The following is a 26,230-nucleotide window of genomic DNA, read 5'->3' on the forward strand; positions in this document are numbered from 1 at the left end:
CAGACGGGATAACACTTTACGCCACCCGGGGGGACTTCAGTACATCGAGAGACCACGTGGTTCCCGCGTCGGTGAAGCCGGCGGCGCGCCAGCCGAGGAGGGCGGCACCGAGCATGCCGGCGGACACGCCGAGGGCGGCGTGGCGCAGGGGTGGGGCCTGACGGAAGGCGAGGCGTTGCCGGAGCCGTTCGGCCAAGGGGGCGGAGAGGAGGGTGCCCGCTTCGGCGAGGCCGCCGCCGAGAACGATGGCGGAGGGGTCGAGGAGAAGCGTGTAGGTGGCCAGGGCCAGGGAGAGCGCCTCGACCGCGTCTCCCCAGATCTCCGTGGCGAGCGGGTCACCGGAGGCGGTCAGGGCGGCGACCCGCTCAGCGGTTACCGGGACGGCGACGGGTGAGGTACCGGTGGAGGAGGGAAGGGCGGGGGAAGAGGCGGCGCGGGTGGAGTAGCGACGGGCCACGGCGGAGGCGGAGGCGTAGGTCTCCAGGCAGCCGATCTGGCCGCAGGCGCACGGTTCGCCCTCCGGGAAGACCGGGATGTGGCCGATCTCGCCACCCCATCCCGCGCTCCCGCCGTACGGCTCGCCGTGCAGGATCGCGGCACCCGCGATACCGGTGCCGATGGGCAGGAACAGGAAGTCGGAGAGCTCTCGGCCCGCACCGAGGACGCTCTCGGCAAGACCACCGGTGCGGACGTCGTGCCCGAGCATGACGGGGACGTCCAGCGGGACGAGGTCCGTCGCCGGGACGTCGCGCCAGCCGATGTTGGCGGAGTAGAGAGCCGCCTCGGCGGTGACCAGGCCGGGTACGGCGAGACCGACCCCCTCGGGAGTGCCGCCCCCCGCGGCGGCGAGGTCGTCGATGAAGGACCGGATCGTCGCGATGACGGCCGCCGGCCCCCTGTCGCGCGGGGTGGCGCGCCGGTCGGTGCGGAGGATCTCGCCGGAACGGGTGACGAGGCCGCCCTTCATCGACGTTCCACCGACGTCAAGGGCAACAACGAAGGAGCTCATGCACCTGTCCAGCGGGTCGAAGGGGCGGGACCGAGCCCGACACTAGCGCACGCCCGGCACGTCGGAACGGAGGGATCTCCCCCGTACGGGCGGGCAGGCGAGCGGTACCGGCGGGCCGCCCGCCGCCCGGGGATCCGCCCCCGTCTGGCAGGGACACGCCCGCGTCCGATGCGCGCCCGGACGGCTCCGGGAACGGCCGGGGCCGGGTGGGTCCTCAGGGGACCCGGCGCAGGACCCTGGCCAGGGCGGCCTCCACCTCGTCGGCCAGGCCGGGCGCGTAGGAGGCGGCCAGGCTGCCGTCGCCTCGCGCCGGACGCACCGAGCCGCAGGAGCGGCACTCCACCTCGCCCAACCGGCAGATGAGTGCGACGGAGCCGCACGAGGAGCACGTGTCGAGGTCGGCTTCGTGGGTGCGCCGGCAGTCCGGGCAGATCAGCACCTGTGTCTCGTCGCGCACCCCGCGCGTCCACGGACTGGCACCACGGATCGGGTCGGTCTGCCTGGCCCCGCAGGAGAAGCAGGGCATGATCGCCTCCGAGAGGTCGGACCGGCAGGCACCTCGCGAGCGGGCGTCCGCCGGATCACCGCTTAGGGAAGTTCGGCGAGCGCCTTGCGGTACTCGGCGACGTCGCGGGCCCGCGAAACCGGGTTCACGACACGCCAGCGGACCACACCCTCGCCGTCGATGATGAAGGTCCCGCGTCCCGCGCAGCCCTTCTCGTCGTCGAATACACCGTATGCCCGCGCGACCTGTCCGTGCGGCCAGAAGTCGGAGAGCAGTGAGAAGGCGTAGCCCCGCTGATCCGCCCACGCGCGGTGAGCGAAGATTGAATCAACTGAAATCGTAAGAATTTTAATGTCTTCCGGCATGTCGGCGCCGAATTCGTCGCGGACGGCGTCAAGTTCGTTGCCGCAGACGCCGCTGAAGGCGAGAGGGTAGAAGATCAGCACGATCTTTTTGCCCCGATGTTCGGAAAGCTTGACCGGGGTGCCGTGCTGGTCCCTCAGCTCGAAGTCGGGAGCCTGGCCACCCACCTCGATCGCCATGATCGGGGCTCCTTTCCTCGGCTGACGGCAGGCGTCATCATCCTGCCGTACGGCCCGCGTGAGCCGTACGGCAGGGCGGACCCTTAGCGGCGCGCCTTGGGCGTCGCCAGACGCGTCCCCGACCAGTCGGGAGCGGCACTGATGCTGCTGGTCTGCGAAAGACCCGCAGTGGTCGCGTCTTCCCCGATGTCGCTCGGCTCCACGTGCCCGTCCCGGCCGGCTTTGGGAGTGAGCAGCCAGATCTGGCCGCCGTCGGTGAGGTTGGTCACCACGCTGCTCAGGGCGTCGAACAGATCGCCGTCACCGTCACGCCACCAGAGCAGCACGACGTCGACGACGTCCTCGAAGTCTTCATCGACCAGCTCGTTACCGGTCAGCTCCTCGATGGAGTCGCGCAGATCGTCGTCGGTGTCCTCATCCCATCCGACCTCCTGCACCACCTGACCCGGCTTGAGGCCGAGTCGTTCGGCCAGGCCGCGTTCGCCCTGCGCCTGACCCGCGGTCGCGCTCACGTTTGTCCCTCCTGCTTGAATGGCCCCGCAATCACACGGTGCTCAGAGTGCTTCGGCACAGTCCACACGCTGTGACCCTCAGTCGTCAACGGTCGCCACGGCAACGACTGGGCTACGTATGAATTAGTCCGACAAAAATGACAAACGGACCTGGCGTTCCAGATTGTCGACGTTGAGATCCACCACGGCGATGGACTGCCAGGTTCCCAGCGCGAGCCGCCCGGAGAGAACCGGGACGGTGGCGTACGGCGGAATGAGGGCGGGCATGACATGCGACCGTCCATGCCCTCGTGATCCGTGCGCATGCCTCCATCTGTCGTCGGCCGGAAGCAGAGCCTCCAGGGCCGCGAGCAGATCGTCGTCGCTGCCTGAGCCCAGCTCCAGCAGCGCGACCCCCGCGGTCGCGTGGGGCACGAAGACGTTCAACAGGCCGTCGCCCCCACATGACCGGACGAAGCTCTCGCACTCGGAGGTGATGTCGTGCACCCGTTCCCGGGAACCCGTTACCACCTCGATCGTCTGAGATCTCACATACCGATCCTACGATCCATCGTGAGCTGCGATGACGACCGCACCCTGTCCCGGGGGCGACGGGTGGTCCCCGCCGCCGCCCGATGCCCTGCCGGCACGGCGGCAAGATCGCCGTGTCCGGTTCCCGGAATGCCCGCGCCTGGACCGTTCCCCCGGCAGGAGAAGCCGACAGGAGAAGCCGGGTGCGGTTTCGGGATGTCCCGGCCGGATGTGGCGGGTCCGGGCCACGGGGTCCGACGACGGCCTCGCGCGCCGGCCGCCGCAGATGCCGTGACGGTCGTGGCGGCCCTCTCCGCCGGCCCGGCGTTCACCGGGGCGGATCAGGTGGATCGATTACGGGAACAGGGCGGTCGCGGCGCGCGGATACCCGGCGCGGCCTCGATCGGGATCTCCCTCTCCGGGCGGGCCGGCGCCACCGATCCGCCGGTCTCGCATCGCGCGGCACCGGCCCCATCCGGTCCCAACCGGCCCCATCCGGTCCCGGTCGGCTCCGGTCGGCTCCGGTCGGTTCCGGCCGGCGAGGACTCGCCGGACAGGGGTCTCGCCGCGGTCGAGGGCGACCCGGGGAGTGGTCCGCGGCTTTCCCCTCCCGGATGCCGTCCGCGAACCGCTCCCGGCCGGTGGACGAATCGTTACCAGTTCGGCACGCGGCACCGCGGGCCGGGTGCCCACCCCTGCCCTCATCCCCGCCCCCTCCTTGCCTCCTCCGCACTCCCCCCGCGAGGAAAACCATGAGAAAACCAAGGGGAGAGCCACGGGACGGCGAGCCCGATCCCGCCGCGGCCGAACCCTCACCGGAAGCCGCGGCCGGCCTTCGACCGGAAGAGGTAACGGGAAAGTAGCGGGAAACAGGGCGAAAGCCGGTGCGGAAGGCGCCCGGAAGGGCACTTCAGGAGAGGATCGTACGTTGCGTACAAGTGAGGGTCTCGACCACGATGTCCGAGCACATCGCGCGGCGGGAGGGCACTCTCCGCTCCGCGGAGGGCCTCACGGAGTTTCCGAGAGGACCTCACCCGGCTCCCGGGAGGGCCTCGCAACGCTTCCCGGAGGACCTCACGGAGCTCCCTGGCACCCCGGAGGACCTTACAGAACGGGCGACAGGACAGACGAGACGGCGGGTCCCGGATTCCCAGGGGTACGGGAACCTGTAAAAAAGGGGGAACCTCGATGTAACCTTTGGTGGCGATTCGTCCTACCATCGGTGGTCTAGGCCACTTTCGTATCACTGCCAGCAGGGATCTCCTGGTTACCGGTAAGTAGAGATGCACTTTCCGGGGTAAGCGACCAGGATGGAAGACGACCTACACCAGACAAAAGTCCATCCTCGGAAGGCGAGACCCAGTGGCTTCCGGACGCCAGCGTTTCTCGATCATCAGCGACGGCCTACCCAGCCAGCTTCCTGATGTCGACCCCAGCGAGACCCAGGAGTGGCTCGAGTCGCTCGACAACGTCATAAAGACGGAAGGTCGCACTCGGGCCCGTTATCTGATGCTCCGGCTCTTGGAGCGCGCCCGCGAACACCAGGTCGGGGTGCCCGGCCTGCGCAGCACCGACTACATCAACACCATCCCGCCGGAGCGCGAGCCCTGGTTCCCCGGCGACGAGTACGTCGAACGCCGGATCCGCGCCTACACGCGCTGGAACGCGGCCGTGATGGTGACCCGGGCCAACGCCCGCACCAACGTCGGTGGGCACATCGCCACCTACGCCTCCGCCGCGTCCCTCTACGAGGTGGGTTTCAACCACTTCTTCCGCGGCAAGGATCACGGCGAGTCCGGCGACCAGGTCTTCTTCCAGGGCCACGCCGCGCCGGGCATCTACGCCCGCGCCTTCCTGGAGGGCCGCCTCAACGAGGGGCAGCTCGACGCCTTCCGGCAGGAGCTCTCGCACGGGTTCAAGGGCCTGCCCTCCTACCCCCACCCGCGCCTGATGCCCGACTTCTGGGAGTTCCCCACGGTCTCCATGGGTCTCGGCCCGATCGGGGCGATCTACCAGGCCCGGTTCAACCGCTACCTGCTGAACCGGAAGATCAAGGACACCAGCCGCAGCCACGTCTGGTGCTACCTCGGCGACGGCGAGATGGACGAGCCCGAGTCGCTCGGCGCGATCGGCCTGGCGGCCCGTGAGGAGCTCGACAACCTCACCTTCGTCATCAACTGCAACCTGCAGCGCCTCGACGGCCCGGTGCGCGGCAACGGCAAGATCATCCAGGAGCTGGAGTCCTACTTCAGGGGCGCCGGCTGGAACGTCATCAAGGTCGTCTGGGGCCGCGACTGGGACCCGCTGCTGGCGGCCGACGTCGACGGCGTGCTGGTCAACAAGATGAACACCGTCCCCGACGGCCAGTTCCAGACGTACTCCGTCGAGACCGGCGGATACATCCGCGAGAACTTCTTCGGTGACGACCCGCGCCTGCGCAAGATGGTCGAGCATCTGTCGGACGAGGACATCCGCAAGCTGTCGCGCGGCGGCCACGACTACCGCAAGGTGTACGCGGCCTACAAGGCGGCCCGCGAGCACGTCGGCCAGCCGACGGTCATCCTCGCCCAGACCATCAAGGGCTGGACCCTCGGCAAGGACTTCGAGGCGCGCAACGCGACGCACCAGATGAAGAAGATGTCGAAGGCCGACCTGAAGGAGTTCCGCGACCGGCTCTACCTGCCGATCCCCGACTCCGCCCTCGAGGGCGACCTCCCCCCGTACTTCCACCCGGGCGAGAACGACCCCGAGATCCAGTACATGAAGGAGCGGCGCGCGGCTCTGGGCGGTTTCCTGCCCAAGCGCGTGATGCGCGCCAAGCCGGTCACGCTTCCCGGCGACGCCGCCTACGCGCAGCTGAAGAAGGGCTCCGGCAAGCAGAACGTCGCCACCACCATGGCGTTCGTCCGCCTGCTCAAGGACCTCATGCGCGACAAGGAGATCGGCCACCGGTTCGTGCCGATCATCCCGGACGAGGCGCGCACCTTCGGTCTCGACGCGATCTTCCCGACGGCGAAGATCTACTCGCCGCACGGTCAGACGTACGAGGCGGTCGACCGCGAGCTGCTGCTGTCGTACAAGGAGTCGACCGAGGGTCAGATCCTGCACGAGGGCATCAGCGAGTCGGGCTCGATGGCCTCCACGATCGCGGTCGGCTCGTCGTACGCCACGCACGGCGAGCACATGATCCCGATCTACATCTTCTACTCGATGTTCGGCTGGCAGCGCACCGCCGACCAGATGTGGCAGCTCGCCGACCAGATGGGCCGGGGCTTCCTGCTCGGCGCCACCGCCGGCCGCACCACGCTGAACGGCGAGGGCCTGCAGCACGAGGACGGCCACACCCCGCTGATCGCCTCGACGAACCCGGCGGCGATCTCCTACGACCCGTCGTGGGGGTTCGAGGTGGCCCACATCGTCAAGGACGGCCTGCGGAGGATGTACGGCGAGGAGCCGGAGAACGTCTTCTACTACCTGACCGTCTACAACGAGCCCTACCTCCAGCCCGCCGAGCCCGCGGACCTGGACGTGGCGGGCCTGCTCAAGGGCCTGTACAGGTTCGCCCCTGCTCCGTCCGTGTCCGGGCCGAAGGCCAACATCCTCGCGTCCGGCGTGGCCGGGCCGTGGGCCATGGAGGCCCAGCGGATGCTGGCCGAGGACTGGGGCGTGGCGGCCGAGGTGTGGTCGGCCACCTCCTGGGCGGAGCTGCGCCGCGACGCGCTCGCCGCCGAGGAGCACAACATGCTCAACCCCGACGCCGAGAAGCGCGTGCCGTACGTCACGCAGGCGCTGTCGGGGGCCCAGGGGCCGTTCGTGGGCGTGAGCGACTACATGCGGGCGGTCCAGGACCAGATCGCCCAGTGGGTTCCCGGTGACTGGAGCTCGCTCGGCACCGACGGCTTCGGCCTGTCGGACACCCGGTCGGCGCTGCGCCGCCACTTCCACGTGGACGCGGCCTCGATCACCCTGGCGGTGCTCACCCAGCTGGTCAACCGGGGCGAGCTCGACCAGGAGGTGCTGGGCGACGCCATCTCCATGTACCACCTGAAGAACGGCGTGACCGAGGCCGCGGGCGCCGAGAGCAACGACACCCAGTCCATGGGAGTTTGATCGTCCCCGGGCGGGTTCTCCTTTTCCATGGAGGGCCCGCCCGGTTAGTGTTAATCGCTCCCCCCGGCGAACGATTCCAGGGGAGAGCTGTTCCATGGCAAGAATCCTTAGAGTGGCCGCGACGGTCACGGCCCTGTCGACCGTGCTCTCCGCCTGCGGTGGCGGTTCCGGCGGGGACGGGGCCGGCGGAGGCGGGACCGTCGAGGGCGGGACCGTCTCGGACACCTCCGGACCGGTCGCCACTCCGACGACGGCCACCCCCGCGGAGACGATCGCCTGGGGCCGGTGCACCGACATCAAGCGGCCCGGCGGTGCGACCCCCTCGAAGCAGGACATCGCCCAGCAGTGCGGGAAGCTCAAGGTCCCGCTCGACTACGCCAGACCGGGCGGCGAGTCCATCGAGATCGCCGTCATCCGCGTCAAGGCCACGGACCCCGGCAGACGGATCGGCTCGCTGGTCTTCAACTTCGGCGGCCCCGGCGCCTCGGGCGTCGACACCATGAGCCAGGCCGCCAAGGCCTTCACCACCCTGAACAGCCGCTACGACCTGGTCAGCTTCGACCCGCGCGGGGTCGGCCGCAGCGCCGGTGTCAGGTGCGGGGACAGCGCGGTGATAGAGCGGTTCACCGCGATGGACACCCTGCCCGCCAACGAGGCCGAGCGCGCCAAGAGCCGGGAGACCACCAAGGAGTTCGTGACGGCCTGCCGGCAGACCTCGGGCAGGCTGCTGCCCTACATCGGCACCGTGAACGCCGCCGCGGACATGGACCGCCTCCGCGCGGCCCTGGGCGAGCAGCAGCTGGACTACTTCGGCATCTCGTACGGGACGCAGCTCGGCGCGGTCTACGCGACCAGGTTCCCGAAGAACGTGGGCCGGTTCGTGCTGGACGCCCCGCTGGACCCGAGCGTCACCCTGGAGACGCGCACGATGGTCCAGACGAAGGGGTTCCAGCACGCCTACGAGGCCTTCCTGAAGGACTGCGTGAAGCAGCCCCGCGAGTGCGAGATCGGCAGTGACGCGACCATCGCCGACAAGAACGTCATGAAGCTCATGGACGAGCTGAACGACAAGCCGCTCAAGGTCGGCAAGCGTCTCCTGACGCAGGGACTGGCGGGCACCGGCATCGCCGCCGCGTTGTACTCGAAGATGACCTGGCCGCTGCTGGACCAGGCGCTGAACCAGGCGGCGAAGGGCGACGGGCGGATCCTGCTGGCGCTGTCCGACAGCTACAGCGGCCGCCAGCCCGACGGGAGCTACACGACGCTCATGAGCAGCTTCCCCTCGATCAGCTGCGCGGACACCGCGGAGCGGCCCACCCCCGAGCAGCTGAACGCGCTGGAGGACGAGACGCTGAAGGTCTCCCCGCTGTTCGGCGGCGCGGGAATGGGCCTGATCTGCTCGATGTGGCCGGTCCCCGGCAGCGACGAGGCCAGGCGGATCAACGCCACGGGCTCGGCGCCGATCCTGGTGGTGGGCGGCACCGGCGACCCCGCCACGCCGTACGAGTGGGCGCCGAAGCTGACGGCGGAGCTCAGGACGGGCGTGCTGGTGACCTACAAGGGCGAGGGACACGGCGCCTATCTGTCCGGTGACACGTGCGTCAAGAAGGCGATCGACGCCTACCTGATCGACGGGAAGGTCCCGGACAGGGGGGTCGTCTGCACCGGCTCGTGACGCGACTTCCCGGGAGGCGCCCGGCGGATCCCCGCCGGGCCTCGGCGGGTCTCCATGCGGAACGGCCCGGTCTCGAGACGGGCGGACTCAGCAGATCTCCAGGCGGGGTCACGCGGTCTCGAAGCGGGCGTACCTCAGCAGGTCTCCAGGCGCGGCCGCGCGGTCTCGAAGCGGAAGCCGACCCTGCCCAGGTGCTCTTCGAGCAGGCGCTCCACGGTCCCGTCCGCGTACATCGAGGTGATCACCTCGTTGATCTTCCGGCACGCCACGGGGTCTCCGGACCTGAGCGCGACGCCGTACCTCTCGGTGGTGAGCCTGAGACCGGCGATCTCGACCTTGACGTCGCGCAGCCGGGCGCCGAAGCCGGCGATCAGCAGGTCGTCGCCGACCATGGCGTCGGCGCTGCCGTCGGCCACCTGGGACGCGCACTGCGCGGGGTCGAGCCCCCGTACGTCGACGAAGTCGACGCCCCTCTCGCGGATCATCGTGCCCGTGGTCTGGCCCGGTGACAGGCAGATCCTCTTGCCGCGCAGGTCCTTCAGCGTGTCGATCCTCTCGCTGGCGCGGGCGAGCACGTCGCGGTGGGCGATGTAGTACGGCCCGGCGAAGGCGACGCGGCCGCGGTCGGCGCCGTCGATCGAGAAGTTGGCGATCACGAGGTCGACCCTGCCCCTCTCCACGTCCCTCTCGCGGTCGCCGAACCCCACGGGCAGGAATTCGAGCCCGCCGCCGGGCACCCCCAGGGCCGTGGCGAGGTGGGCGGCCACGTCGGCCTCGAACCCCCGGGGCGGGTCCTCCCCCAGCGAGATCCCCGGCAGGCCCTTCCTGAACCCCACCCGGAGCCTGCCGGTGTCCCTGATCCGGTCGAGCAGCGGCGAGCCGGTGGAGACCTCCGGGGCCGCCGACGGCGAGGGGGACGCCGACGGCTGGGCGGCCGGTGGACGGGTGGGCTCGATCCGGTCGCCCTGCGCGATGCCGAGCTCGACGGCCAGCAGGACACCCGCCACGCCGAGGACCACGACCCCGCCGGCGATCGCGGCGACGGCCGCGGACCGGCGCCGCCACCGGGGACCTGACCCGGCCGGCTCCTCCTGCCGGGTCAGGTCCCCGGTGGCGGCCTTCGCTCCCTCGGCCAGCTCCTCCTGCGAGGCCTGAGGGGTCTCCTCCTCGTCCACCGGGTGGCCGAGCAGGCGTTTCAGCAGCACGTCCGAGGTGGGCCGGAGCCTCTGGTCCTTGTGCAGGCAGGCGGCGACGACCTCGCGCAGCCCGTCGGGCAGGCCGCTCAGGTCGGCCTCGTGGTTGATGACCCGGTTGAGTGTCGCCACGATCGTGTCGCTCCCGAAGGGAGCCCTGCCGGTGGCGGTGAAGAGGATGGTCGAGCCCCAGGCGAACACGTCGGCGGGGAACCCCACCCGCTCTCCGGCGATCTGCTCGGGCGCCATGTAGGCGGGGGTGCCGACCGCGCGGGTGGTGATCGTCCCGCTCTCGTCGATGATCTTCGCGATGCCGAAGTCGACGACGCGGGGGCCGTCCGTGGCGAGCATGACGTTGTCGGGCTTGAAGTCGCGGTGCGCGATGCCCGCGTGGTGGATCGCGGTCAGGGCGGTGGCCGTGCCGACGGCGAGGCGTTCGAGCGCCTCCCCGGCCAGTGGCCCGTCGCGTTCGACGATCTCGCGCAGCGAGGGGCCCTCGATCAGCTCGCTCGCGATGTAGGGCGCCTCGCCGTCGAGGTCGGCGGCGAGCACCCGGGCGGTGCAGAAGGCGGCCACCCTGCGGGCCGCCGCCAGCTCGCGGGCGAAGCGGGAGCGCGCGTGGGTCTCCTCGGTGAAGCGCACGTGCAGCAGCTTGACGGCGGCGCGCTCGCCGTCCTCGGACTCCCCGAGGTAGACGACCCCCTGCCCGCCCTCCCCCAGCCTGCCCCTGAGCTCGTACTTCCCCAGTCGCGGCGGGTCCCCCGGCCGCAACGGTCTGATCTCCGGCACCGCGAACCCCTCGCCCCCTGCGCTTTGCCAGAACATTACACACCCGGACGGCGGCGATCACCCTCCTCCACCGGACGGCGGACGTAAAGGCGAGTTAAGCGAATTCGCTTAAGGAATGTTTAACAGGGTCTTCGCTATACCTGTTCCCATACGAAGGGAATGGCGATGAACAAATACGTGACAGCGGCGGCGCTCATCTCTTTGGCGACGCTGGCCGGGTGCGGGCAGGCGGAGGGCGCGAAGGTCGCCTCCGCCGGGGAAACGGCCGCCTCGGCCGCCCCCTCCGCGTCGTCTTCCGCGTCGTCGCAGGCCGACGGGCTGAAATTCGCCCAGTGCATGCGGGAGAACGGGGTCGACATGCCCGATCCGGAACCGGGCGGCGGCAACGTGATGCTGCACGGAAAAACCGACGAAGCGACCCTGAAAAAGGCGTCGGATGCCTGCCGGAAATACAATCCGATCGGTTCCGGAAAGAAAATGCTGAACGACCCGAAGACCCAGGACGCCCTCCTGAGGTTCGCCCGGTGCATGCGGGAGAACGGGGTCGACATGAAGGACCCCGACTTCTCGGGGGGGCCGGTCCGCATGGGGGGCGAGGGGATGGACCCGCAGTCGCCGCGGACGAGGAAGGCGATCGACGCCTGCCAGGAGCACCTGCCCGGCGGCGGTCTCGGGAGGCGGCCGTGAGGCGGGGCGGGGTCCTCGCCGGGACGGCCGCGGCGGTCCTCCTCGGCGCGGGAGGCGTGACCGCGGTCGCGCTGACCGGCCAGGACGGAGCCCCGGCCGCCGCCTCGGCGGCCCCGGCGCCGGTGGCCGAGATCACCCGCTCGGATCTGGTGGACACCAAGGCGGTGGACGGCATGCTCGGCTACGCGGGCCGCAGAGAGCTGCCCAACCACGCCCCCGGAACGGTGACCCGGGTCAGGAAGGCGGGCGCCGTCGTGCGCCGGGGCGGCTGGCTCTACCGGGTGGACGGCAGACCGGTGATCCTCATGTACGGCGACATACCGATATACCGCACCTTGTCCTCCGGGACCGGCGGCAAGGACGTCGAGCAGCTGGAACGCAACCTCAAAGCCCTCGGCCACGACCCCGGGACCGTCGACGGCGACTTCTCCTGGCGGACCGAGCAGGCCGTACGGGAGTGGCAGGAGGAGGCGGGCCTGGCCGAGACCGGCACGGTCGGCGCGGCGCAGGTCGCGGTCGCCTCGGGCCCGGTCAGGATCGCCGAGGTGGTCGCGGAGGCCGGGACCGCGGCCGGCCGGTCCGTGGTGACCACGACGAGCACCCGCAGGGTCGTCCACGTCGACCTCGACTCCGACGACCAGCGGCTCGCCAGGATCGGCGCCCGGGTGACGGTGGACCTGCCGGGCGGCGGCGAGGGCAGGGGCAGGATCACCTCGGTCGGCACGGTCGCCGAGCCCGTGCAACAGAACGGGCAGCCGACCGGCGAGTCCACCGTCGACCTCGACGTCACCCTGGACGACCCCGGTGACCTCGGCCGCCTCGACCAGGCCCCCGTGACGGTGAACCTCCGCAGCGAGCGGCGCGCGGACGTGCTGTCGGTACCGGTCGAGGCCCTGCTCGCCCTGCGCGAGGGCGGGTACGGCCTGCGCCTGGCGGGTGGCCGGATCGTCCCGGTCGAGACCGGCCTGTTCGCGGCGGGCCGCGTCGAGGTCTCGGGGAGCGGTCTCGCCGAGGGCATGAAGGCCGAGGTCCCGCGGTCATGAGCCGGAACCTCGAACGACCGTCTCTCCCCGCCGCGCAGGACCCGGCCTCCCGGAACCCCGCCGTAAAGGACCGGGCCGCGCAGGCACCGGCCGCACAGGACCCCATCTCCCAGGACCCCGCCGCGCGGGCCGGGCGACGGCCGGTGATCGAGCTGTCGGGGGCGGAGAAGAGCTACCCGGGCGGGGTGCGCGCCCTGCGGGGTGTGGACCTGCGCGTGGACGCGGGCGAGCTCGTCGCCATCGTCGGCCCCTCGGGATCGGGGAAGTCCACCATGCTCCACCTGATCGGCACTCTCGACCGCCCCTCGGCCGGGACCGTCCGCATCGCCGGGCACGACGCCGGAACGCTTCCCGACAGGGAGCTGTCCGCGCTGCGCGCCCGGCACATCGGCTTCGTCTTCCAGCGGTTCCACCTGGCCGCCGGGGTCAGCGCGCTCGACAACGTCGCCGACGGGATGCTGTACGGCGGCACCCCGCGCCGGGAACGGCGGGAACGGGCCGCCGAAGCGCTCGGGCGCGTCGGTCTCGGGCACCGGCTGGCCCACCGGCCGCACGAGCTGTCCGGTGGCGAGTGCCAGCGGGTCGCGGTGGCCAGGGCGGTGGCCGGAGGACCGTCGCTGCTGCTGGCCGACGAGCCGACGGGAAACCTCGACACCTCCTCCGGCCAGGACGTGCTGGCGATCCTGCGCGAGCTCAACGCCTCCGGCACCACCGTGGCGATCATCACCCACGACGAGGAGGTGGCCGCCGCCGCCCCGCGCCGCGTCAGGCTGCGCGACGGTTCGATCGTCGCCGACGAGCGGCCTCCCGGTGTGACCCTCGCGGGGAGCACCGGGAGCACGGGGGGTACGGCATGAGCGCCGGGACCGGGCGTGACCTGGTGCCGGGGCGGCTCGGCTGGGCGGACCTGCTGCGGGTGGGGGCGTCCGGGCTGCGGACCCGGCCGGGACGGGTGGTGCTGTCGGCGCTCGGCATCGCGCTCGGCGTCGCCACCATGGTCTCGGTCGTCGGGATCTCCTCCTCCAGCAAGGCCAGGCTCCTCGACGAGCTCGACCGGCTCGGTACGAACCTGCTCACCGTCACCCCCGGCCGGACCCTCTTCGGCGACACGGCCACGCTGCCCGAGAGGTCGGTCGCCATGGCCGCCGGGATCGGCCCTGTGACGAGCGCGAGCGCCACGGGCGACACCGGCGAGAGCGTACGGCGGACCGCCGCGATCCCCCGGGAGCACACCGGCGGGATCGCCGTCCGGGCGGCCTCGCTGGACCTGCCGGCCACGCTCCAGACCCGGGTCGAGCGAGGCGCCTGGCTCAACCGGGCGACGGCGGAGCAGCGGGCGGTGGTGCTCGGAGCGGTGGCGGCCTCGCGGCTGGGCCTGCGGGACGTGGGCGACCAGGTCTGGATCGGCAGGCAGTGGTGGACGGTCGTCGGAGTGCTGGCCCCCTCGCCGCTCGCCCCGGAGATCGACCGGTCCGTACTGACCGGTTTCGAGGCCGCCCGTACCCACCTGGGCTTCGACGGCCACCCGACCACGCTCTACACCCGCTCGGCCGACGAGGCCGTCGGCGACGTACGGGAGGTGCTGCCCAGGACCGTCAACCCGGAGAACCCCGAGGAGGTGGAGGTCAGCCGGCCGTCCGACGCGCTGGTGGCCAAGGCGGCGGCCGACGGGGCTCTCACCGGCCTGCTGCTCGGCCTCGGCGGGGTGGCGCTGCTGGTCGGGGGGGTGGGGGTGGCCAACACCATGGTCATCTCGGTACTGGAGCGCCGGGGGGAGATCGGCCTGCGGCGCTCGCTCGGCGCCACCAGGGGCCAGGTGCGCGCCCAGTTCCTGGCCGAGTCGCTGCTGCTGTCCGGCGCGGGCGGCGCCGCGGGAGCGGTGCTGGGGACGCTGGTGACGGTCGGGTACGCGGCCGTGGGCGGCCTGCCCGCCGTGGTTCCCCTCTGGGCCCTGGCGGGCGGTGCCGGGGCGACCTTGCTGGTCGGGACCGTCGCGGGGATCTACCCCGCGATGCGCGCGGCGCGCATGTCGCCGACCCTCGCCCTCAGCACCGCCTGAACGGCGCGGGCCGGGGACCCTTTATCCGGTGTTTAGCCACGGAAAAGCAGGATGACACCCATGCGAGTGCTCATTGCGGAGGACGAGCGGGTGCTCGCCGACATCGTGGCGACCGGCCTGCGCCGGGAGACCATGGCCGTGGACGTCGTCTACGACGGCGACGCGGCGCTGGAGCGGGCGGCGGTCAACGACTACGACGTGATCGTGCTGGACCGGGACCTGCCGGTGCTGCACGGGGACGAGGTCTGCCGCCGCCTCGTGGCCGGCCGGATCCCCGCCAGGATCATCATGCTGACCGCCGCCGGTGACCTGCGCTCGAAGGTCGAGGGCCTGTCGATCGGCGCCGACGACTACCTCACCAAACCCTTCGACTTCCCCGAACTGGTCGCCCGGCTGCGCGCGCTGGCCCGCCGGTCTCCCCAGTCGGTGCCGCCGGTGCTGAGCAGGGCGGGCATCACCCTGGACCCCGGCCGCCGCGAGGTCTTCCGCGACGGCCGGTACGTGGCGCTGAGCCCCAAGGAGTTCGCGGTACTGGAAATCCTGATGCGTGCCGACGGCGGCCTGGTCAGCGCCGAGGACCTCCTGGAGAAGGCATGGGACGAGAACATCAGCTACTTCACCAACTCGGTCAGGGTCACCGTGATGACCCTGCGCAAGAAGCTCGGCGCCCCGCCGGTGGTGGAGACGGTGACCGGGTCGGGATACCGGCTTTGACCTCGCGGCGCGTCTCGGTGCGGCTGCGCCTGACCCTGGTCTACGGCAGCCTGTTCTTCGGGGTGGGGGTCGTGCTCGTCGGGGTCAACTACCTGTTCGTGCGGGACGTGCTCTCCCGGCCCGCGAAGATGACCATCCAGGGGGTCCCGGAGGCGCTGGCGGCCCTGAAACCGTCGGCGCAGCCGTCCGTGATGATGTCGGTGCCCAAGGACACGCTCTTCCTGCGGGCCGTCAGCGACGCGCGGGCCCAGTACCGCGAGGACGTGATGGGATCGATGCTCCAGTGGTCCCTGCTGGCGGTCGCCATCGTCGGGGTGGCCGGGCTGGGGATCGGCTGGGTCGTGGCCCGCCGGGCGATGGCCCCGCTGCAGACGATGACCGAGGCGGCCCGCCGCCTGTCGGAGAGCACCCTGCACGAGCGGATCGCCCTGGGAGGCCCCCGCGACGAGATCCGGGACCTGGCCGACACCTTCGACTCCATGCTGGAACGCCTCAGCCGCGCCTTCGACAGCCAGCGCAGGTTCGTCGCCAACGCCTCCCACGAGCTGCGCACCCCCCTGGCGATCAACCGGGCGCTGCTCCAGGTCTCCATGACCGACCCCGAGCTGCCCCGGCAGGTCAGGACGGTCGGTACCGAGCTGCTGAACGCCAACGCCCGCCAGGAGCGGCTGATCGAGGGTCTGCTCCTGCTGGCGCAGAGCGAGCGCGAGCCGGTGGAACGCCTGCCCGTGGACCTCGCCGAGCTCGCGGCGAGCGCGATGGCCTCGGTTCCCGAGACGACCGCCGACCTGTGCCCGGCCCCGGCGGAGGGCGACCCGGTGCTCCTGGAGCGGATGATCGGCAACCTGCTGGACAACGCCGTGAAGTACAACGACGAGCGCGCCCTGGTCGTCCTGCGCACCCGCGGCGACCGCTGGGGAAGCGTCGTCACCGTGGAGAACACCGGCCGCGTCGTCCCCTCGGGTCGGGTCGAGGACCTCTTCGAGCCGTTCCGCCGCCTCGACCACGACCGCACCGGCTCGGCCGGGGGCGCCGGTCTCGGCCTGTCCATCGTCCGCGCGATCGCCCAGGCCCACCGCGGCTCCGCCGAGGCCCGTCCCCGTCCCGGCGGAGGGCTGGTGGTCACCGTACGGCTGTGAGCCCGGGCCCCGGCGATTTCCCGCGAAAGATCCGGATGACGGTTGAACAGACAAAACCACCTCGATAACCTGTGGCGACGTATCTCATTGGAGCTCGATGGCCGCACGACCACAACACCCAATGGCCGCACCGCGGAACCCTTCGGGGAAAACGCCTCCCAAGTCCTCGGGTTTCAAGGCCTCCAAGGCGGTCACCATCACCGGGATCGGTGTCGTCTCCCTGCTCCTGATCGGCTACTGCTCCGCGCAGGAGGACTACGAGGAGGTGGGCGCCGAGTGCGTCGACCTCAACAGCCGCCAGCCGGACGGCACCTACGCGGTCGTGGACGAGGACCACTGCGACGACGACAGGCACTACTACGGGTCACGGGGCGCCTACGGCTGGTACTACGGTGGCATCAGGTCCGGAGCCCACATCCGGAAGGGCACCACCGTGCGTCCCTCGGACGTCCACATCACCACCCGTAAGGGCACGGTGATCCAGCGGGGCGGCTTCGGCGGGCGCGGCGGATCGGGCGGCGGAAGCTGATCCGGCCCGATGAGCAGCAGGTGAGCAGGAGATGAGACGCGAGACCTCGCTCCCCCGCGACGACTGGGAGAGCGTCATCGAGGGCCACGGCCTCGCCTACCACCGCTCGGCCCATCCGGCAGGCCTCGACCGCCCGTACTGGGACGAGACCGTCCAGTACGTCTTCTCCATGGACGAGGTCCTCGATCTGGAGAACCAGGTCGAGGAACTGCACCGGATGTGCCTGCACGCCGTGGAGCACGTCGTCGCCAAGGGCCGCTACGCCGACTTCGCGATCCCCGAGTGGCTGGCCCCGGAGATCGCCGCCTCCTGGGAGCGGAACGACCCGCACCTGTTCGGCCGTTTCGACCTGCGCTACGACGGGACCGGCCCCGCCAAGTTGCTGGAGTACAACGCCGACACCCCCACCAGCCTCCTGGAGAGCTCGGTGGTGCAGTGGTTCTGGCTGCGCGACCGCTACCCGGACGACGACCAGTGGAATTCCATCCACGAGCGGCTGATCGCCAGGTGGCAGCAGATCTCGACCGGCCTGCCCACCGGGCCCACGCACTTCGCCTGGACCAACATGGACGAGTCGGGCGAGGAGGTGATGACCCTCGCCTACCTGCAGGAGACCGCCGACCAGGCGGGGCTCAAGACCGTCGCGGTGGCCATGGAGGACATCGGCTGGGACGATCTCAACCTCCGCTTCGTCGACATGGAGCGCAGGGTGATCCGCTCGCTCTGCAAGCTGTACCCGTGGGAGTGGGCCGTCGCCGACCCGTTCGGGACGCGGGCGGTGCGCCAGCAGGCCTCGACGACCTGGATCGAGCCGCTGTGGAAGATGCTGCTGTCCAACAAGGCGCTGCTCGCGGTGCTCTGGGAGCTGTACCCGCAGCATCCGAACCTGCTGCCCGCCTACCTCGACGGTCCCCGCGACATGTCCTCGTACATCGTCAAGCCGCTGCTCGGCCGCGAGGGCGCCGGCATGCGGATCGTCACCCCCGGCGAGCACGTCGAGACCCCCGGCGGCTACGGCGCCGAGGGATACGTCTACCAGGAGTTCCAGGCGCTGCCCGTCTTCGAGGGCTGGCGCCCCGTGCTCGGCGCCTGGGTCGTCCACGACGAGGCGGCGGGTGCCGGCATCCGCGAGACCTCGGGGTTCATCACCGACGACACGTCGTCATTCGTCCCGCACCGCATCGAGCTCTGAGTCCCGGAAAGAGAAACGACACATGAGTCCCACCCCCGCGCCGCCCACGCCGCCCGCGCTGTCCGACGTGACGATCTCGCTCGCCGAGACCCTCGGGCGCGGCGCGCTCGCGATCGCCTCGTACGCCGCGCTCGGCGTGATCCTGCTGATCGTCGGCTTCTACGTGATCGACCTGGTCACCCCCGGCAAGCTCAGCAAGCTCATCAAGGAGGAGCGCAACCCCAACGCGACCCTGCTCACCGGCTCGGGGCTGGCGGCCGTCGGGCTGATCGTGGCGGCCTCCATCTGGTCCTCGGGCGGCGCCCTGCACGAGGGCCTGCTCGCGACGCTGGTCTTCGGCCTGGTCGGCATCGCCGTGCAGACCGTGGCGATGCTCGCGTTCGACAAGGTGGCCGGCATCTCGGTGCGCGAGCTGGTCACGGAGCCGGAGCTCCAGCCGGGCGCCCGGCTGCTCGCGGTCACCCACCTGGCGATCGGTCTGATCACCGCCGTCGCGGTCATCTGAGCCCCCGTACCGGCCGTCCGGCCGCGCCCACCCCGTTCCGTACGTCCGCGCCCCGGCGGACGTACGAGACCGGTTCGTGCGGGACGTACAAGACCGGGGAGCGCGCGCTGTCCGTGGCCGCGGCTGGCGCATCTCGCGCGACCTGGCACTCTTAGTGGCGTGAGGGAGCGGAACGAGCGAGGGTTCAGCAACAGCGACGTCGTGACCGGGGAAGACGGGAGTGATCTCGACTCCGACCGGATCCGGGAGGACACCACCCGCCGGTTGGAGCGGGCCATGGGCACGCTGGGCACGGCCGCCATGTCCCGGATGGACGACCGGCTCATGTGGTTCCGTGCCCTGTCGGCCGAGGACAGATCCTGGGTCGGGCTGGTGGCCCAGGCCGGGATCGCCGCGTTCGTGGAGTGGTTCCAGCACGCCGGCGAGGGCCGCCCGACGCCCAGCATCGAGTTCTTCGGCACCGCGCCCAGGGAGCTGAAGCGGTCCATCTCGCTGCAGCAGACCGTCGACATCGTGCGGGTCGTGGTCGAGGTGGTCGAGGCGCAGACCGGGGACCTGGCCGCGCCCGGCGGGGAGGACCAGCTCCAGCAGGCGATGCTCCGCTACACCCGCGACGTCGCGTTCGCCGCCGCGCAGGTGTACGCCCGGGAGGCCGAGGCCCGCGGGGCCTGGGACGCGCGGCTGGAGGCGCTGATCGTGGACGCCCTGGTCAGGGGCGAGGTCGACGACGGCCTGCACTCGTGGGCCGCCGCGCTCGGCTGGACCTCCGCCCCCGTCGTGGTGCTGGCCGGGCAGACCCCGGACGACGACCCGCAGGCGGTGATCGACGCGCTGCGCGACCGGGGCCGCAGGTCGGGCCTGGACATGCTGGCCGGGGTGCAGGGGGACCGGCTGATCGTGATCGTGGGCGGGGCGGACAGCGTCGCCGCGGCGGCCAGGCACGTGGTGCCGCGCTTCGGCCCCGGCCCGATCGTGATCGGGCCGGAGGTGGCCGACCTGCACTCGGCCGCCAGCTCGGCGCGGGCGGCGATGGCCGGGCTGCGGGCCGCCGCGGGGTGGCCGGACGCGCCCAGGCCGGTCCACGCCGAGGACCTGCTGGCCGAGCGGGCCATCGACGGCGACGGCGACGCCAGGGCGCAGCTGATCGAGAACGTCTACCTGCCGCTGATCGGCACGCCGCTCCTCGACACCCTCGCGACCTATCTGGAGCAGGGCACCTCCCTGGAGGCGACGGCCCGGCTGTTGTTCGTCCATCCGAACACGGTGCGCTACCGTCTTCGTAAGATCACGGAGTTGACCGGCTACCAGCCGACCGAGGGGCGATCCGCCTTCACCCTCCAGGTGGGGCTGATTCTCGGGCGTCTGTCCGAAACGCCGTTGGCTTAGAGCTCTTTACTCAACCTTTGCGAAACTCTCGCTGTAGCTTCCCTACAAAGAAGTAGGGACAAACTTCGTCTGGATCTCTATCCATGTAGTGAACCCCTACAGGGCAGGCTGGATTTTGTGCTCGTCATCGTCGCTCCGGGCCAGGGTGCCCAGACTCCAGGCTTTCTCAGTCCATGGCTCGAACTCCCGGGCGTGGCCGATCGGCTGACCGCTTGGTCGGAGCTGGCCGGCCTCGATCTGATCGCCTACGGAACCACCGCCGACGCGGACGAGATCCGTGACACCGCCGTCGCGCAGCCACTGCTCGTGGCCGCCGGCCTGGCGGTCGCCGAGGTTCTCGGGGCCTCTCCCGACATCGTCGCCGGGCACAGCGTGGGCGAGTTCACCGCCGCCGCCCTGGCCGGAGTGATCACCCCCGAGCAGGCCGTCGGCCTCGTCCGCGAGCGCGGCCAGGCCATGGCCAAGGCCGCGACGATCACCGAGACCGGCATGTCCGCCGTTCTCGGCGGCGTCGAGGAGGAGGTCCTCGCGGCCATCGCCGACAAGGGGCTCACCCCCGCCAACATCAACGGCGCCGGGCAGATCGTGATCGGCGGCACGCTGGAGCAGCTGGCCGCGTTCAAGGCCGAGCCGCCCGCGCGGGCCCGGGTGATCGCGCTGTCGGTCGCCGGCGCGTTCCACACCGAGCACATGGCCTCCGCGGCGAGCCACCTGCGCGAGGCCACCGCGGGTCTCACGCCGGCCGACCCCTCCGTCACGCTGCTGTCCAACAGCGACGGCGCGGCGGTCACGAGCGGCGCCGAGTTCATGGAGCGCCTGGTCACCCAGGTCGCCAACCCGGTGCGCTGGGACGCCTGCATGGCCACGATGGCCGAGCGCGGTGTCACCACGATGATCGAACTTGTCCCCGGCGGCACGCTCACCGGCCTGGCCAAGCGTGCTCTGCGCGGGGTGACGACCGTCGCCCTGAAGACCCCCGACGACCTGGAGGCCGCGCGAGCCGCCCTCGGGTCGCATGAGGAACGGTGATCGACGAATGAAGATCTCACAGGGCGCGCCGGGCGCGAGGATCCTGGCCTTCGGTCACTACCAGCCTTCCAACGTGGTCACCAACGACGACCTGTCGGCGACCATGGAGACCGACGACGCCTGGATCCAGAGCCGCGTCGGCATCAAGGAACGCCGGATCGCCCCGGACAGCGAGTCCGAGATCGACCTGGCCGTACAGGCGGGCGGCAAGGCCCTCGCCGCGAGCGGCCTGGCGGCCTCCGACATCGACCTGGTGATCGTCGCCACCTGCACGCTGGAGACGCAGATCCCCAACGCCGCCGGCCGGGTGGCCACGCGGCTCGGCATCGACGCCCCCGGCGCGTTCGACGTCAACACCGCCTGCTCGGGCTTCTGCTACGCGCTCGCGGTCGCCAACGACGCGATCCGCGCGGGCTCGGCCACCCACGTGCTCGTCGTCGGCACCGAGAAGCTCTCCCAGTGGATCGACTGGACCGACCGGGCCACCGCGGTGATCTTCGCCGACGGCGCGGGCGCCGCGGTCGTCGGTCCCTCCGACACCCCGGGCATCGGCCCCGTCGTGTGGGGCAGCGCCGGCGACAAGTTCGACGCGATCATCATCAAGGACCGCGACTCCTTCCTGCACCAGGAGGGCCAGACCGTGTTCCGCTGGGCGACCACCGCACTCCACCCCATCGCCAAGGAGATCTGCGACCGCGCCGGGGTGGACCCGGCCGATCTCGCGGCCTTCGTGCCCCACCAGGCCAACCTCCGCATCATCGAGGCGATCGCCCGCAGGCTCGGCGCGGACAACGCCGTCGTCGCCAAGGACATCGTCCTGGCGGGCAACACCTCCGCCGCCTCGATCCCGCTGGCCCTGTCCCGGATGATCGAGCGCGGCGAGGTGCGGTCGGGCGGGCTCGCCCTGCTGCTGGGCTTCGGCGCGGGCCTGACCTACGCGGGCCAGGTCATCGAGATCCCCTAGAGCTTCCGCGCGGCCCCGCCGCACGGGAAACAAAGAAGAAAACCGATCGCAAGGAGAACACGCGACATGGCTCTGACCGAGCAGGAGATCCTCGCCGGTATCGGCAAGATCATCAATGAGATCACCGGGATCCCGGCCACCGAGGTCACCCCGGAGAAGAGCTTCGTCGACGACCTCGACATCGACTCGCTGTCCATGGTCGAGATCGCCGTCGCCGCTCAGGACGAGTTCGGCGTCGAGATCCCGGACGACCAGCTCAAGCACCTCAAGACCGTCAAGGACGTCATCAACTTCATCCAGAACTGAGACGTCCAGGCTTTCTCCCCCGACCGATTTGACCAGCGATTCACAAGGAGCGCAGCAGTGAGTACAGACCAGGTACGTGTCGTCGTCACCGGGCTCGGCGCGACCACGCCCCTCGGTGGAGACGTCGCCTCGACCTGGTCGGCGCTCCTCGCCGGTCAGTCGGGGATAAGCACCATCACGGCCGACTGGGTCGACTCCGTCCCGGTGAAGTTCGCCGGCCTCTCCGCCGTGGACCCGACCGAGGTCCTGCCCCGGCCGGAGTCACGGCGGCTGGACCGGACCGAGCAGTTCGCCCTGGTCGCGGCCCGCGAGGCGTGGGCACACGCCGCGATCGACAAGGTCGACCCCGAGCGGCTCGGCGTCGTCGTGGGCAGCGGTATCGGGGGCATCACCACGATCCTCGCCGCCTACGACACCTTCAAGGAGAAGGGCTGGCAGCGGCTCTCACCGTTCACCGTCCCCATGCTGATGCCGAACGGCGCGGCGGGCTGGATCGGCATCGAGGTCGGCGCGCGCGCCGGCGTCCACGCCACGGTGAGCGCCTGCGCCACCGGCGCCGAGTCGATCGGGTACGCCATCGAGATGATCCGCTCCGGCCGGGCCGACGTGGTCGTGGCCGGCGGCACCGAGGCGGCCATCCACCCGCTGAACATCGGCTCCTTCGCCGCCATGCGCGCCATGTCCACCCGCAACGACGAGCCGCAGCGCGCCTCCAGGCCGTGGGACAAGGGCCGCGACGGCTTCGTCCTCGGCGAGGGCGCGGGCATCCTGGTGCTGGAGTCCGAGGAGCACGCCCGCGCGCGCGGCGCCACGATCTACGCCGTGGCCGCCGGCGTCGGCTACTCGGCCGACGCCCACCACATCGCGCAGCCCGAGCCCACCGGCGCCGGGATCATGCTGGCCATGCGCCGCGTCCTGGAGAACGCCGGCCTCACGGGCCAGGACATCAAGCACGTGAACGCGCACGCCACCTCCACCCCCGCGGGTGACGTGGTGGAGACGATGGCGATCAAGGAGGTCATCGGCGACCACCCCCTGGTCAGCGGCACCAAGTCGATGACCGGTCACCTGCTCGGCGGCGCCGGCGGCATCGAGTCCGTCTTCACCGTCCTCGCGCTGCACGAGCGTCGCGCGCCTGCGACGATCAACGTGGACGACCTCGACGACGGCGTGGAGGTCGACATCGTGCGCGACGAGCCGCGCGCCCTGCCCGACGGCCAGATCGCCGCGATCAACAACTCCTTCGGGTTCGGCGGACACGACGTCGCCGTGGCCTTCACCAGCCTCTGAGCCGTGGTCTTCACCAGCCTCTGACAGGAAGCCCGTGCCGGCCTCCCTCCCGCGACGCGAGCCGGGGAGCTCCAGCCCTCACGGGCCGGGCCTCCCCGCTTCGCGGGCGGTCGCCGTCCCGGTCGAGGCGAGGGACGGGAAACCGTCCGGCGGCCTTCACCGGCCGCACGTCTCGCCGGCCCGGCGGTAGGTCCGGCGGCCCGGTTCTCGCCGCCGGACGGCCGGAAGTCCGCCAACACCGTGCGGCGACGCGCCGCGTTCCCCGCCCAGGACTGAGCTCCGGGGTCTCCACGCTGGAGGTAGCTGATGACCGTGCTCGGCAACAGGGTGGTGAGCGAGGAGTCCGGACAGGACCCTCTCGATCCCCGTGACCCCCAGGTGCGTCTCTCCGCCCTGCTCGACGAGGGCTCGGTGCGCCTGATCTCGCCGGTCGACCGCAGCGGCATCCTCGCCGCGACGGGCCGCGTGGAGGGTGTGCCGGTCGTCGCGTTCGTCAGCGACGCCCGCGTCCAGGGCGGTGCGATGGGCGGCGAGGGCTGCGAGCACATCGTGCACGCCTACGACGTCGCGGTCCGCGAGCGGGTTCCCGTCATCGGCGTCTGGCACTCCGGCGGCGCCCGCCTCGCCGAGGGTGTGGAGTCGCTGCACGCGGTCGGCCGCGTCTTCGCCGCGATGACCCGCGCCTCCGGCGTGGTCCCGCAGCTGTCCGTGGTCGTGGGCCCCGCCGCCGGCGGTGCCGCGTACGGCCCGGCGCTGACCGACATCGTGATCATGGCCGACGAGGGGCGCATCTTCGTCACCGGCCCCGACGTGGTCCGCAGCGTCACCGGCGAGCAGATCGACATGGCCGCCCTGGGCGGTCCCGAGCCGCACAGCAGGCGAAGCGGCGTCGTCCACGTGGTCACCGGGACCGAGACGGACGCCTACGTGCAGGCCCGCCGCCTGGCGGTGCTCCTCGGTCATCAGGGCCGGGCGCGCACCGAGGTCGAGGAGGTCGACTTCTCCGGCCTGCTGCCCGACAATGTGCGCCGCGCCTACGACGTGAAGCCGCTCGTCACGGGCCTGCTCGACGAACCGGGTGTGGAGCTGCACGCCAAGTGGGCGCCCAACATCGTCACCGCCCTGGGCCGCCTCGGGGGCCGGACCGTGGGCGTGGTGGCCAACAACCCGCTGCGGCTGGGCGGCTGCCTCGACTCCGCCTCGGCGGAGAAGGCCGCGCGGTTCGTCCGGATGTGCGATGCCTTCGGGGTGCCGTTGGTCGTCCTGGTGGACGTCCCCGGCTACCTGCCTGGTGTCGGCCAGGAGCACGACGGCGTGGTCCGCCGCGGCGCCAAGCTCCTGCACGCCTTCGCCGAGGCCTCCGTACCGCGGATCACCCTGGTGACCAGGAAGGCGTACGGCGGCGCCTACATCGCGATGAACTCCCGCTCGCTGGGCGCGACCAAGGTGTTCGGCTGGCCGACGACCCAGATCGCGGTCATGGGCGCGGTCGCCGCGGTCCGCGTCCTCAAGCGCCGCGAGCTCGCGGCCGCTCCCGAGGAGGAGCGCGCCGCCCTGGAGACCAGGCTCGCCGAGGAGCACGAGATCCTCGCCGGCGGCCTCGACCGGGCCGTCGAGCTCGGCGTGATCGACGAGGTCGTCAAGCCCGAGGAGACCCGGGGCGCCATCGCCAGGGTCCTGGCCCAGGCGACCCCCGCCAGGGGCGCCCACGGCTACATCCCTCTCTGATCCCCTTCTCGCGGTCGTCCGACGAGCCCCCGCCGGTCCCGCCGGCGGGGGCTCACCCGTTCTCCCGCCGCCCTTCCCCCGCGGCGGGAGAGGCCTTCGCGCGATGACACCGTTCCCCGGAGCGGGACGATCGTGGCCGGGCGGCCCGCGGGAGCCGTCCGCGCGAGGGATCGAAACGGGCCGCGAGGCCGCGAGGGTGTCGCCGCGGGCCGCCTCCGTCCCGGCGGAACGGCCGCCGGGCACGTTCCAAACCGGTGTCCGCGGCGGCCGTCCCCCGCGAGAAGACGGAAGGCACCGGCAGGGACATGCCCGGTCAGACGGCGGCGTGCAGCCAGCGGACCGGAGCGCCCTCGCCCGCGTAGCGGAACGACTCCAGCTCGGCGTCCCACTGCTTGCCCAGCAGGCGGTCGAGCTCCTCCTCGAGCACCACGCGGCCCTGGCGGGCCATCAGCATGGCGGAGCGCAGCCGGTCCTCCGGGATCAGGATGTCTCCGGTGGCCCCGACCACGGCCGTGAAGGCGCCGAGGGAGGGGGTGTAGGCGTGCCGGGTGCCGTCGGCGCCCGGTGAGGCGTCCTCGGTGATCTCGAAGCGGATCCGCTGCCAGCCCATCAGTGACGAGGTGATGGCCGCCGCGGTACCGACACGGGCCTCCCACTCGGCCTGCGCGCGCACGTGACCGGGCGCGGCGGGCTGTGGCGTCCAGGTCAGGTCTACGGGCACGCCAAGGACACCTGCGACCGCCCATTCAATATGAGGGCACAGCGCAGGCTGAGCCGAGTGGACGTAAAGCACGCCACGAGCAGACACCGGACC

24 protein-coding genes are annotated in these 26,230 nt (G+C 71.3%); 17 read left to right on the forward strand and 7 right to left on the reverse strand.

Features of this window, described 5'->3' with window-relative positions:
• Window positions 1-16: 16 nt before the first annotated feature.
• The 5 genes from ACVCAG_RS10020 to ACVCAG_RS10040 all read right to left on the reverse strand — a co-directional run bounded on the left by ACVCAG_RS10020 (window position 17) and on the right by ACVCAG_RS10040 (window position 3,099).
• A complete protein-coding gene (locus tag ACVCAG_RS10020; protein ID WP_440085098.1) occupies window positions 17-1,009 on the reverse strand; it encodes an ROK family protein in 993 nt (330 codons plus the stop codon).
• A gap of 214 nt (window positions 1,010-1,223) precedes the next feature.
• The gene (locus ACVCAG_RS10025) at window positions 1,224-1,535 is read right to left on the reverse strand and encodes a hypothetical protein (protein ID WP_440085099.1); all 312 of its coding nucleotides are present in this window, start codon (window positions 1,533-1,535) and stop codon (window positions 1,224-1,226) included.
• A 62-nt stretch (window positions 1,536-1,597) separates the two neighbouring features.
• Window positions 1,598-2,056: a redoxin domain-containing protein gene (locus tag ACVCAG_RS10030; protein ID WP_440085100.1), complete on the reverse strand. Its 459-nt coding sequence runs from the start codon at window positions 2,054-2,056 to the stop codon at window positions 1,598-1,600.
• An 83-nt stretch (window positions 2,057-2,139) separates the two neighbouring features.
• Window positions 2,140-2,568 (reverse strand): DUF3052 domain-containing protein, encoded by a 429-nt coding sequence (locus ACVCAG_RS10035; protein WP_329084203.1) that lies wholly within the window; start codon window positions 2,566-2,568, stop codon window positions 2,140-2,142.
• 123 nt (window positions 2,569-2,691) lie between these two features.
• The gene (locus ACVCAG_RS10040; protein ID WP_343967721.1) at window positions 2,692-3,099 is read right to left on the reverse strand and encodes a secondary thiamine-phosphate synthase enzyme YjbQ; all 408 of its coding nucleotides are present in this window, start codon (window positions 3,097-3,099) and stop codon (window positions 2,692-2,694) included.
• A 1,341-nt stretch (window positions 3,100-4,440) separates the two neighbouring features.
• Here ACVCAG_RS10040 and aceE point away from each other — a divergent pair.
• Complete coding sequence (gene aceE / locus ACVCAG_RS10045) at window positions 4,441-7,188, forward strand: pyruvate dehydrogenase (acetyl-transferring), homodimeric type (RefSeq protein WP_440085101.1); 2,748 nt, start codon at window positions 4,441-4,443, stop codon at window positions 7,186-7,188.
• Between the two features lie 94 nt (window positions 7,189-7,282).
• Window positions 7,283-8,863: an alpha/beta hydrolase gene (locus tag ACVCAG_RS10050; RefSeq protein ID WP_447189758.1), complete on the forward strand. Its 1,581-nt coding sequence runs from the start codon at window positions 7,283-7,285 to the stop codon at window positions 8,861-8,863.
• A 134-nt stretch (window positions 8,864-8,997) separates the two neighbouring features.
• Here the strand turns inward: ACVCAG_RS10050 and ACVCAG_RS10055 are convergent, their stop codons facing one another.
• Window positions 8,998-10,845, reverse strand: a complete 1,848-nt coding sequence (locus ACVCAG_RS10055; protein ID WP_447189759.1) for a protein kinase domain-containing protein — start codon at window positions 10,843-10,845, stop codon at window positions 8,998-9,000.
• Window positions 10,846-11,022: 177 nt separating this feature from the next.
• Here ACVCAG_RS10055 and ACVCAG_RS10060 point away from each other — a divergent pair, with 177 nt between their 5' ends.
• The 15 genes from ACVCAG_RS10060 to ACVCAG_RS10130 all read left to right on the forward strand — a co-directional run bounded on the left by ACVCAG_RS10060 (window position 11,023) and on the right by ACVCAG_RS10130 (window position 25,416).
• Window positions 11,023-11,532 carry a hypothetical protein gene (locus tag ACVCAG_RS10060; protein ID WP_447189760.1) on the forward strand — a complete coding sequence of 170 codons (510 nt, stop codon included), beginning with the start codon at window positions 11,023-11,025 and terminating at the stop codon, window positions 11,530-11,532.
• Window positions 11,529-12,575 carry a peptidoglycan-binding protein gene (locus ACVCAG_RS10065; protein WP_440085105.1) on the forward strand — a complete coding sequence of 349 codons (1,047 nt, stop codon included), beginning with the start codon at window positions 11,529-11,531 and terminating at the stop codon, window positions 12,573-12,575. Before ACVCAG_RS10060 ends, ACVCAG_RS10065 begins: the two co-directional genes overlap by 4 nt.
• Entirely contained in the window at window positions 12,572-13,432 is an 861-nt protein-coding gene (locus ACVCAG_RS10070) for an ABC transporter ATP-binding protein (RefSeq protein ID WP_447189761.1), read from the forward strand. The genes ACVCAG_RS10065 and ACVCAG_RS10070 overlap by 4 nt, the downstream gene beginning before the upstream one ends.
• Window positions 13,429-14,634: an FtsX-like permease family protein gene (locus ACVCAG_RS10075; RefSeq protein ID WP_440085107.1), complete on the forward strand. Its 1,206-nt coding sequence runs from the start codon at window positions 13,429-13,431 to the stop codon at window positions 14,632-14,634. The genes ACVCAG_RS10070 and ACVCAG_RS10075 overlap by 4 nt, the downstream gene beginning before the upstream one ends.
• A 60-nt stretch (window positions 14,635-14,694) precedes the next feature.
• A complete protein-coding gene (locus ACVCAG_RS10080; RefSeq protein ID WP_440102059.1) occupies window positions 14,695-15,348 on the forward strand; it encodes a response regulator in 654 nt (217 codons plus the stop codon).
• Window positions 15,345-16,487, forward strand: a complete 1,143-nt coding sequence (locus ACVCAG_RS10085; RefSeq protein ID WP_440085109.1) for an ATP-binding protein — start codon at window positions 15,345-15,347, stop codon at window positions 16,485-16,487. Before ACVCAG_RS10080 ends, ACVCAG_RS10085 begins: the two co-directional genes overlap by 4 nt.
• A 121-nt stretch (window positions 16,488-16,608) precedes the next feature.
• Window positions 16,609-17,016, forward strand: a complete 408-nt coding sequence (locus tag ACVCAG_RS10090) for a hypothetical protein (protein ID WP_440085110.1) — start codon at window positions 16,609-16,611, stop codon at window positions 17,014-17,016.
• 31 nt (window positions 17,017-17,047) lie between these two features.
• Complete coding sequence (locus ACVCAG_RS10095; RefSeq protein ID WP_440085111.1) at window positions 17,048-18,208, forward strand: glutathionylspermidine synthase family protein; 1,161 nt, start codon at window positions 17,048-17,050, stop codon at window positions 18,206-18,208.
• 22 nt (window positions 18,209-18,230) lie between these two features.
• Window positions 18,231-18,713, forward strand: a complete 483-nt coding sequence (locus tag ACVCAG_RS10100) for a DUF350 domain-containing protein (protein WP_440085112.1) — start codon at window positions 18,231-18,233, stop codon at window positions 18,711-18,713.
• Window positions 18,714-18,989: 276 nt separating this feature from the next.
• Window positions 18,990-20,099 carry a helix-turn-helix domain-containing protein gene (locus ACVCAG_RS10105; RefSeq protein WP_440085233.1) on the forward strand — a complete coding sequence of 370 codons (1,110 nt, stop codon included), beginning with the start codon at window positions 18,990-18,992 and terminating at the stop codon, window positions 20,097-20,099.
• A gap of 117 nt (window positions 20,100-20,216) precedes the next feature.
• On the forward strand, window positions 20,217-21,128 hold the full coding sequence (locus tag ACVCAG_RS10110) for an acyltransferase domain-containing protein (RefSeq protein WP_440085113.1): 912 nt from the start codon (window positions 20,217-20,219) through the stop codon (window positions 21,126-21,128).
• Window positions 21,129-21,135: 7 nt separating this feature from the next.
• The gene (locus ACVCAG_RS10115) at window positions 21,136-22,092 is read left to right on the forward strand and encodes a beta-ketoacyl-ACP synthase 3 (protein WP_440085114.1); all 957 of its coding nucleotides are present in this window, start codon (window positions 21,136-21,138) and stop codon (window positions 22,090-22,092) included.
• 66 nt (window positions 22,093-22,158) lie between these two features.
• Entirely contained in the window at window positions 22,159-22,398 is a 240-nt protein-coding gene (locus ACVCAG_RS10120) for an acyl carrier protein (protein ID WP_350945978.1), read from the forward strand.
• Between the two features lie 57 nt (window positions 22,399-22,455).
• Window positions 22,456-23,688 (forward strand): beta-ketoacyl-ACP synthase II, encoded by a 1,233-nt coding sequence (gene fabF, locus ACVCAG_RS10125; protein WP_440085115.1) that lies wholly within the window; start codon window positions 22,456-22,458, stop codon window positions 23,686-23,688.
• 306 nt (window positions 23,689-23,994) lie between these two features.
• Window positions 23,995-25,416: an acyl-CoA carboxylase subunit beta gene (locus ACVCAG_RS10130; RefSeq protein WP_447189762.1), complete on the forward strand. Its 1,422-nt coding sequence runs from the start codon at window positions 23,995-23,997 to the stop codon at window positions 25,414-25,416.
• A 313-nt stretch (window positions 25,417-25,729) separates the two neighbouring features.
• On the opposite strand, the gene ACVCAG_RS10135 is transcribed toward ACVCAG_RS10130, so the two are convergent.
• Entirely contained in the window at window positions 25,730-26,224 is a 495-nt protein-coding gene (locus ACVCAG_RS10135) for a DUF3145 domain-containing protein (RefSeq protein WP_344747901.1), read from the reverse strand.
• Between the last annotated feature and the right edge of the window lie 6 nt (window positions 26,225-26,230).

Source organism: Streptosporangium sp. G12 (genome assembly GCF_052983175.1).

Excerpts from the sequence above, each read along its gene's own strand:
- ACVCAG_RS10030 (WP_440085100.1), bottom strand. The coding sequence starts at position 2,056 with ATGGCGATCGAGGTGGGTGGCCAGGCTCCCGACTTCGAGCTGAGGGAC.
- ACVCAG_RS10090 (WP_440085110.1), top strand. The coding sequence starts at position 16,609 with ATGGCCGCACCGCGGAACCCTTCGGGGAAAACGCCTCCCAAGTCCTCG.
- ACVCAG_RS10120 (WP_350945978.1), top strand. The coding sequence starts at position 22,159 with ATGGCTCTGACCGAGCAGGAGATCCTCGCCGGTATCGGCAAGATCATC.
- ACVCAG_RS10070 (WP_447189761.1), top strand. The coding sequence starts at position 12,572 with ATGAGCCGGAACCTCGAACGACCGTCTCTCCCCGCCGCGCAGGACCCG.
- ACVCAG_RS10095 (WP_440085111.1), top strand. The coding sequence starts at position 17,048 with ATGAGACGCGAGACCTCGCTCCCCCGCGACGACTGGGAGAGCGTCATC.
- ACVCAG_RS10050 (WP_447189758.1), top strand. The coding sequence starts at position 7,283 with ATGGCAAGAATCCTTAGAGTGGCCGCGACGGTCACGGCCCTGTCGACC.
- ACVCAG_RS10130 (WP_447189762.1), top strand. The coding sequence starts at position 23,995 with ATGACCGTGCTCGGCAACAGGGTGGTGAGCGAGGAGTCCGGACAGGAC.
- ACVCAG_RS10020 (WP_440085098.1), bottom strand. The coding sequence starts at position 1,009 with ATGAGCTCCTTCGTTGTTGCCCTTGACGTCGGTGGAACGTCGATGAAG.
- ACVCAG_RS10100 (WP_440085112.1), top strand. The coding sequence starts at position 18,231 with ATGAGTCCCACCCCCGCGCCGCCCACGCCGCCCGCGCTGTCCGACGTG.
- ACVCAG_RS10025 (WP_440085099.1), bottom strand. The coding sequence starts at position 1,535 with ATGCCCTGCTTCTCCTGCGGGGCCAGGCAGACCGACCCGATCCGTGGT.
- ACVCAG_RS10080 (WP_440102059.1), top strand. The coding sequence starts at position 14,695 with ATGCGAGTGCTCATTGCGGAGGACGAGCGGGTGCTCGCCGACATCGTG.
- ACVCAG_RS10075 (WP_440085107.1), top strand. The coding sequence starts at position 13,429 with ATGAGCGCCGGGACCGGGCGTGACCTGGTGCCGGGGCGGCTCGGCTGG.
- ACVCAG_RS10105 (WP_440085233.1), top strand. The coding sequence starts at position 18,990 with ATGGGCACGCTGGGCACGGCCGCCATGTCCCGGATGGACGACCGGCTC.
- ACVCAG_RS10115 (WP_440085114.1), top strand. The coding sequence starts at position 21,136 with ATGAAGATCTCACAGGGCGCGCCGGGCGCGAGGATCCTGGCCTTCGGT.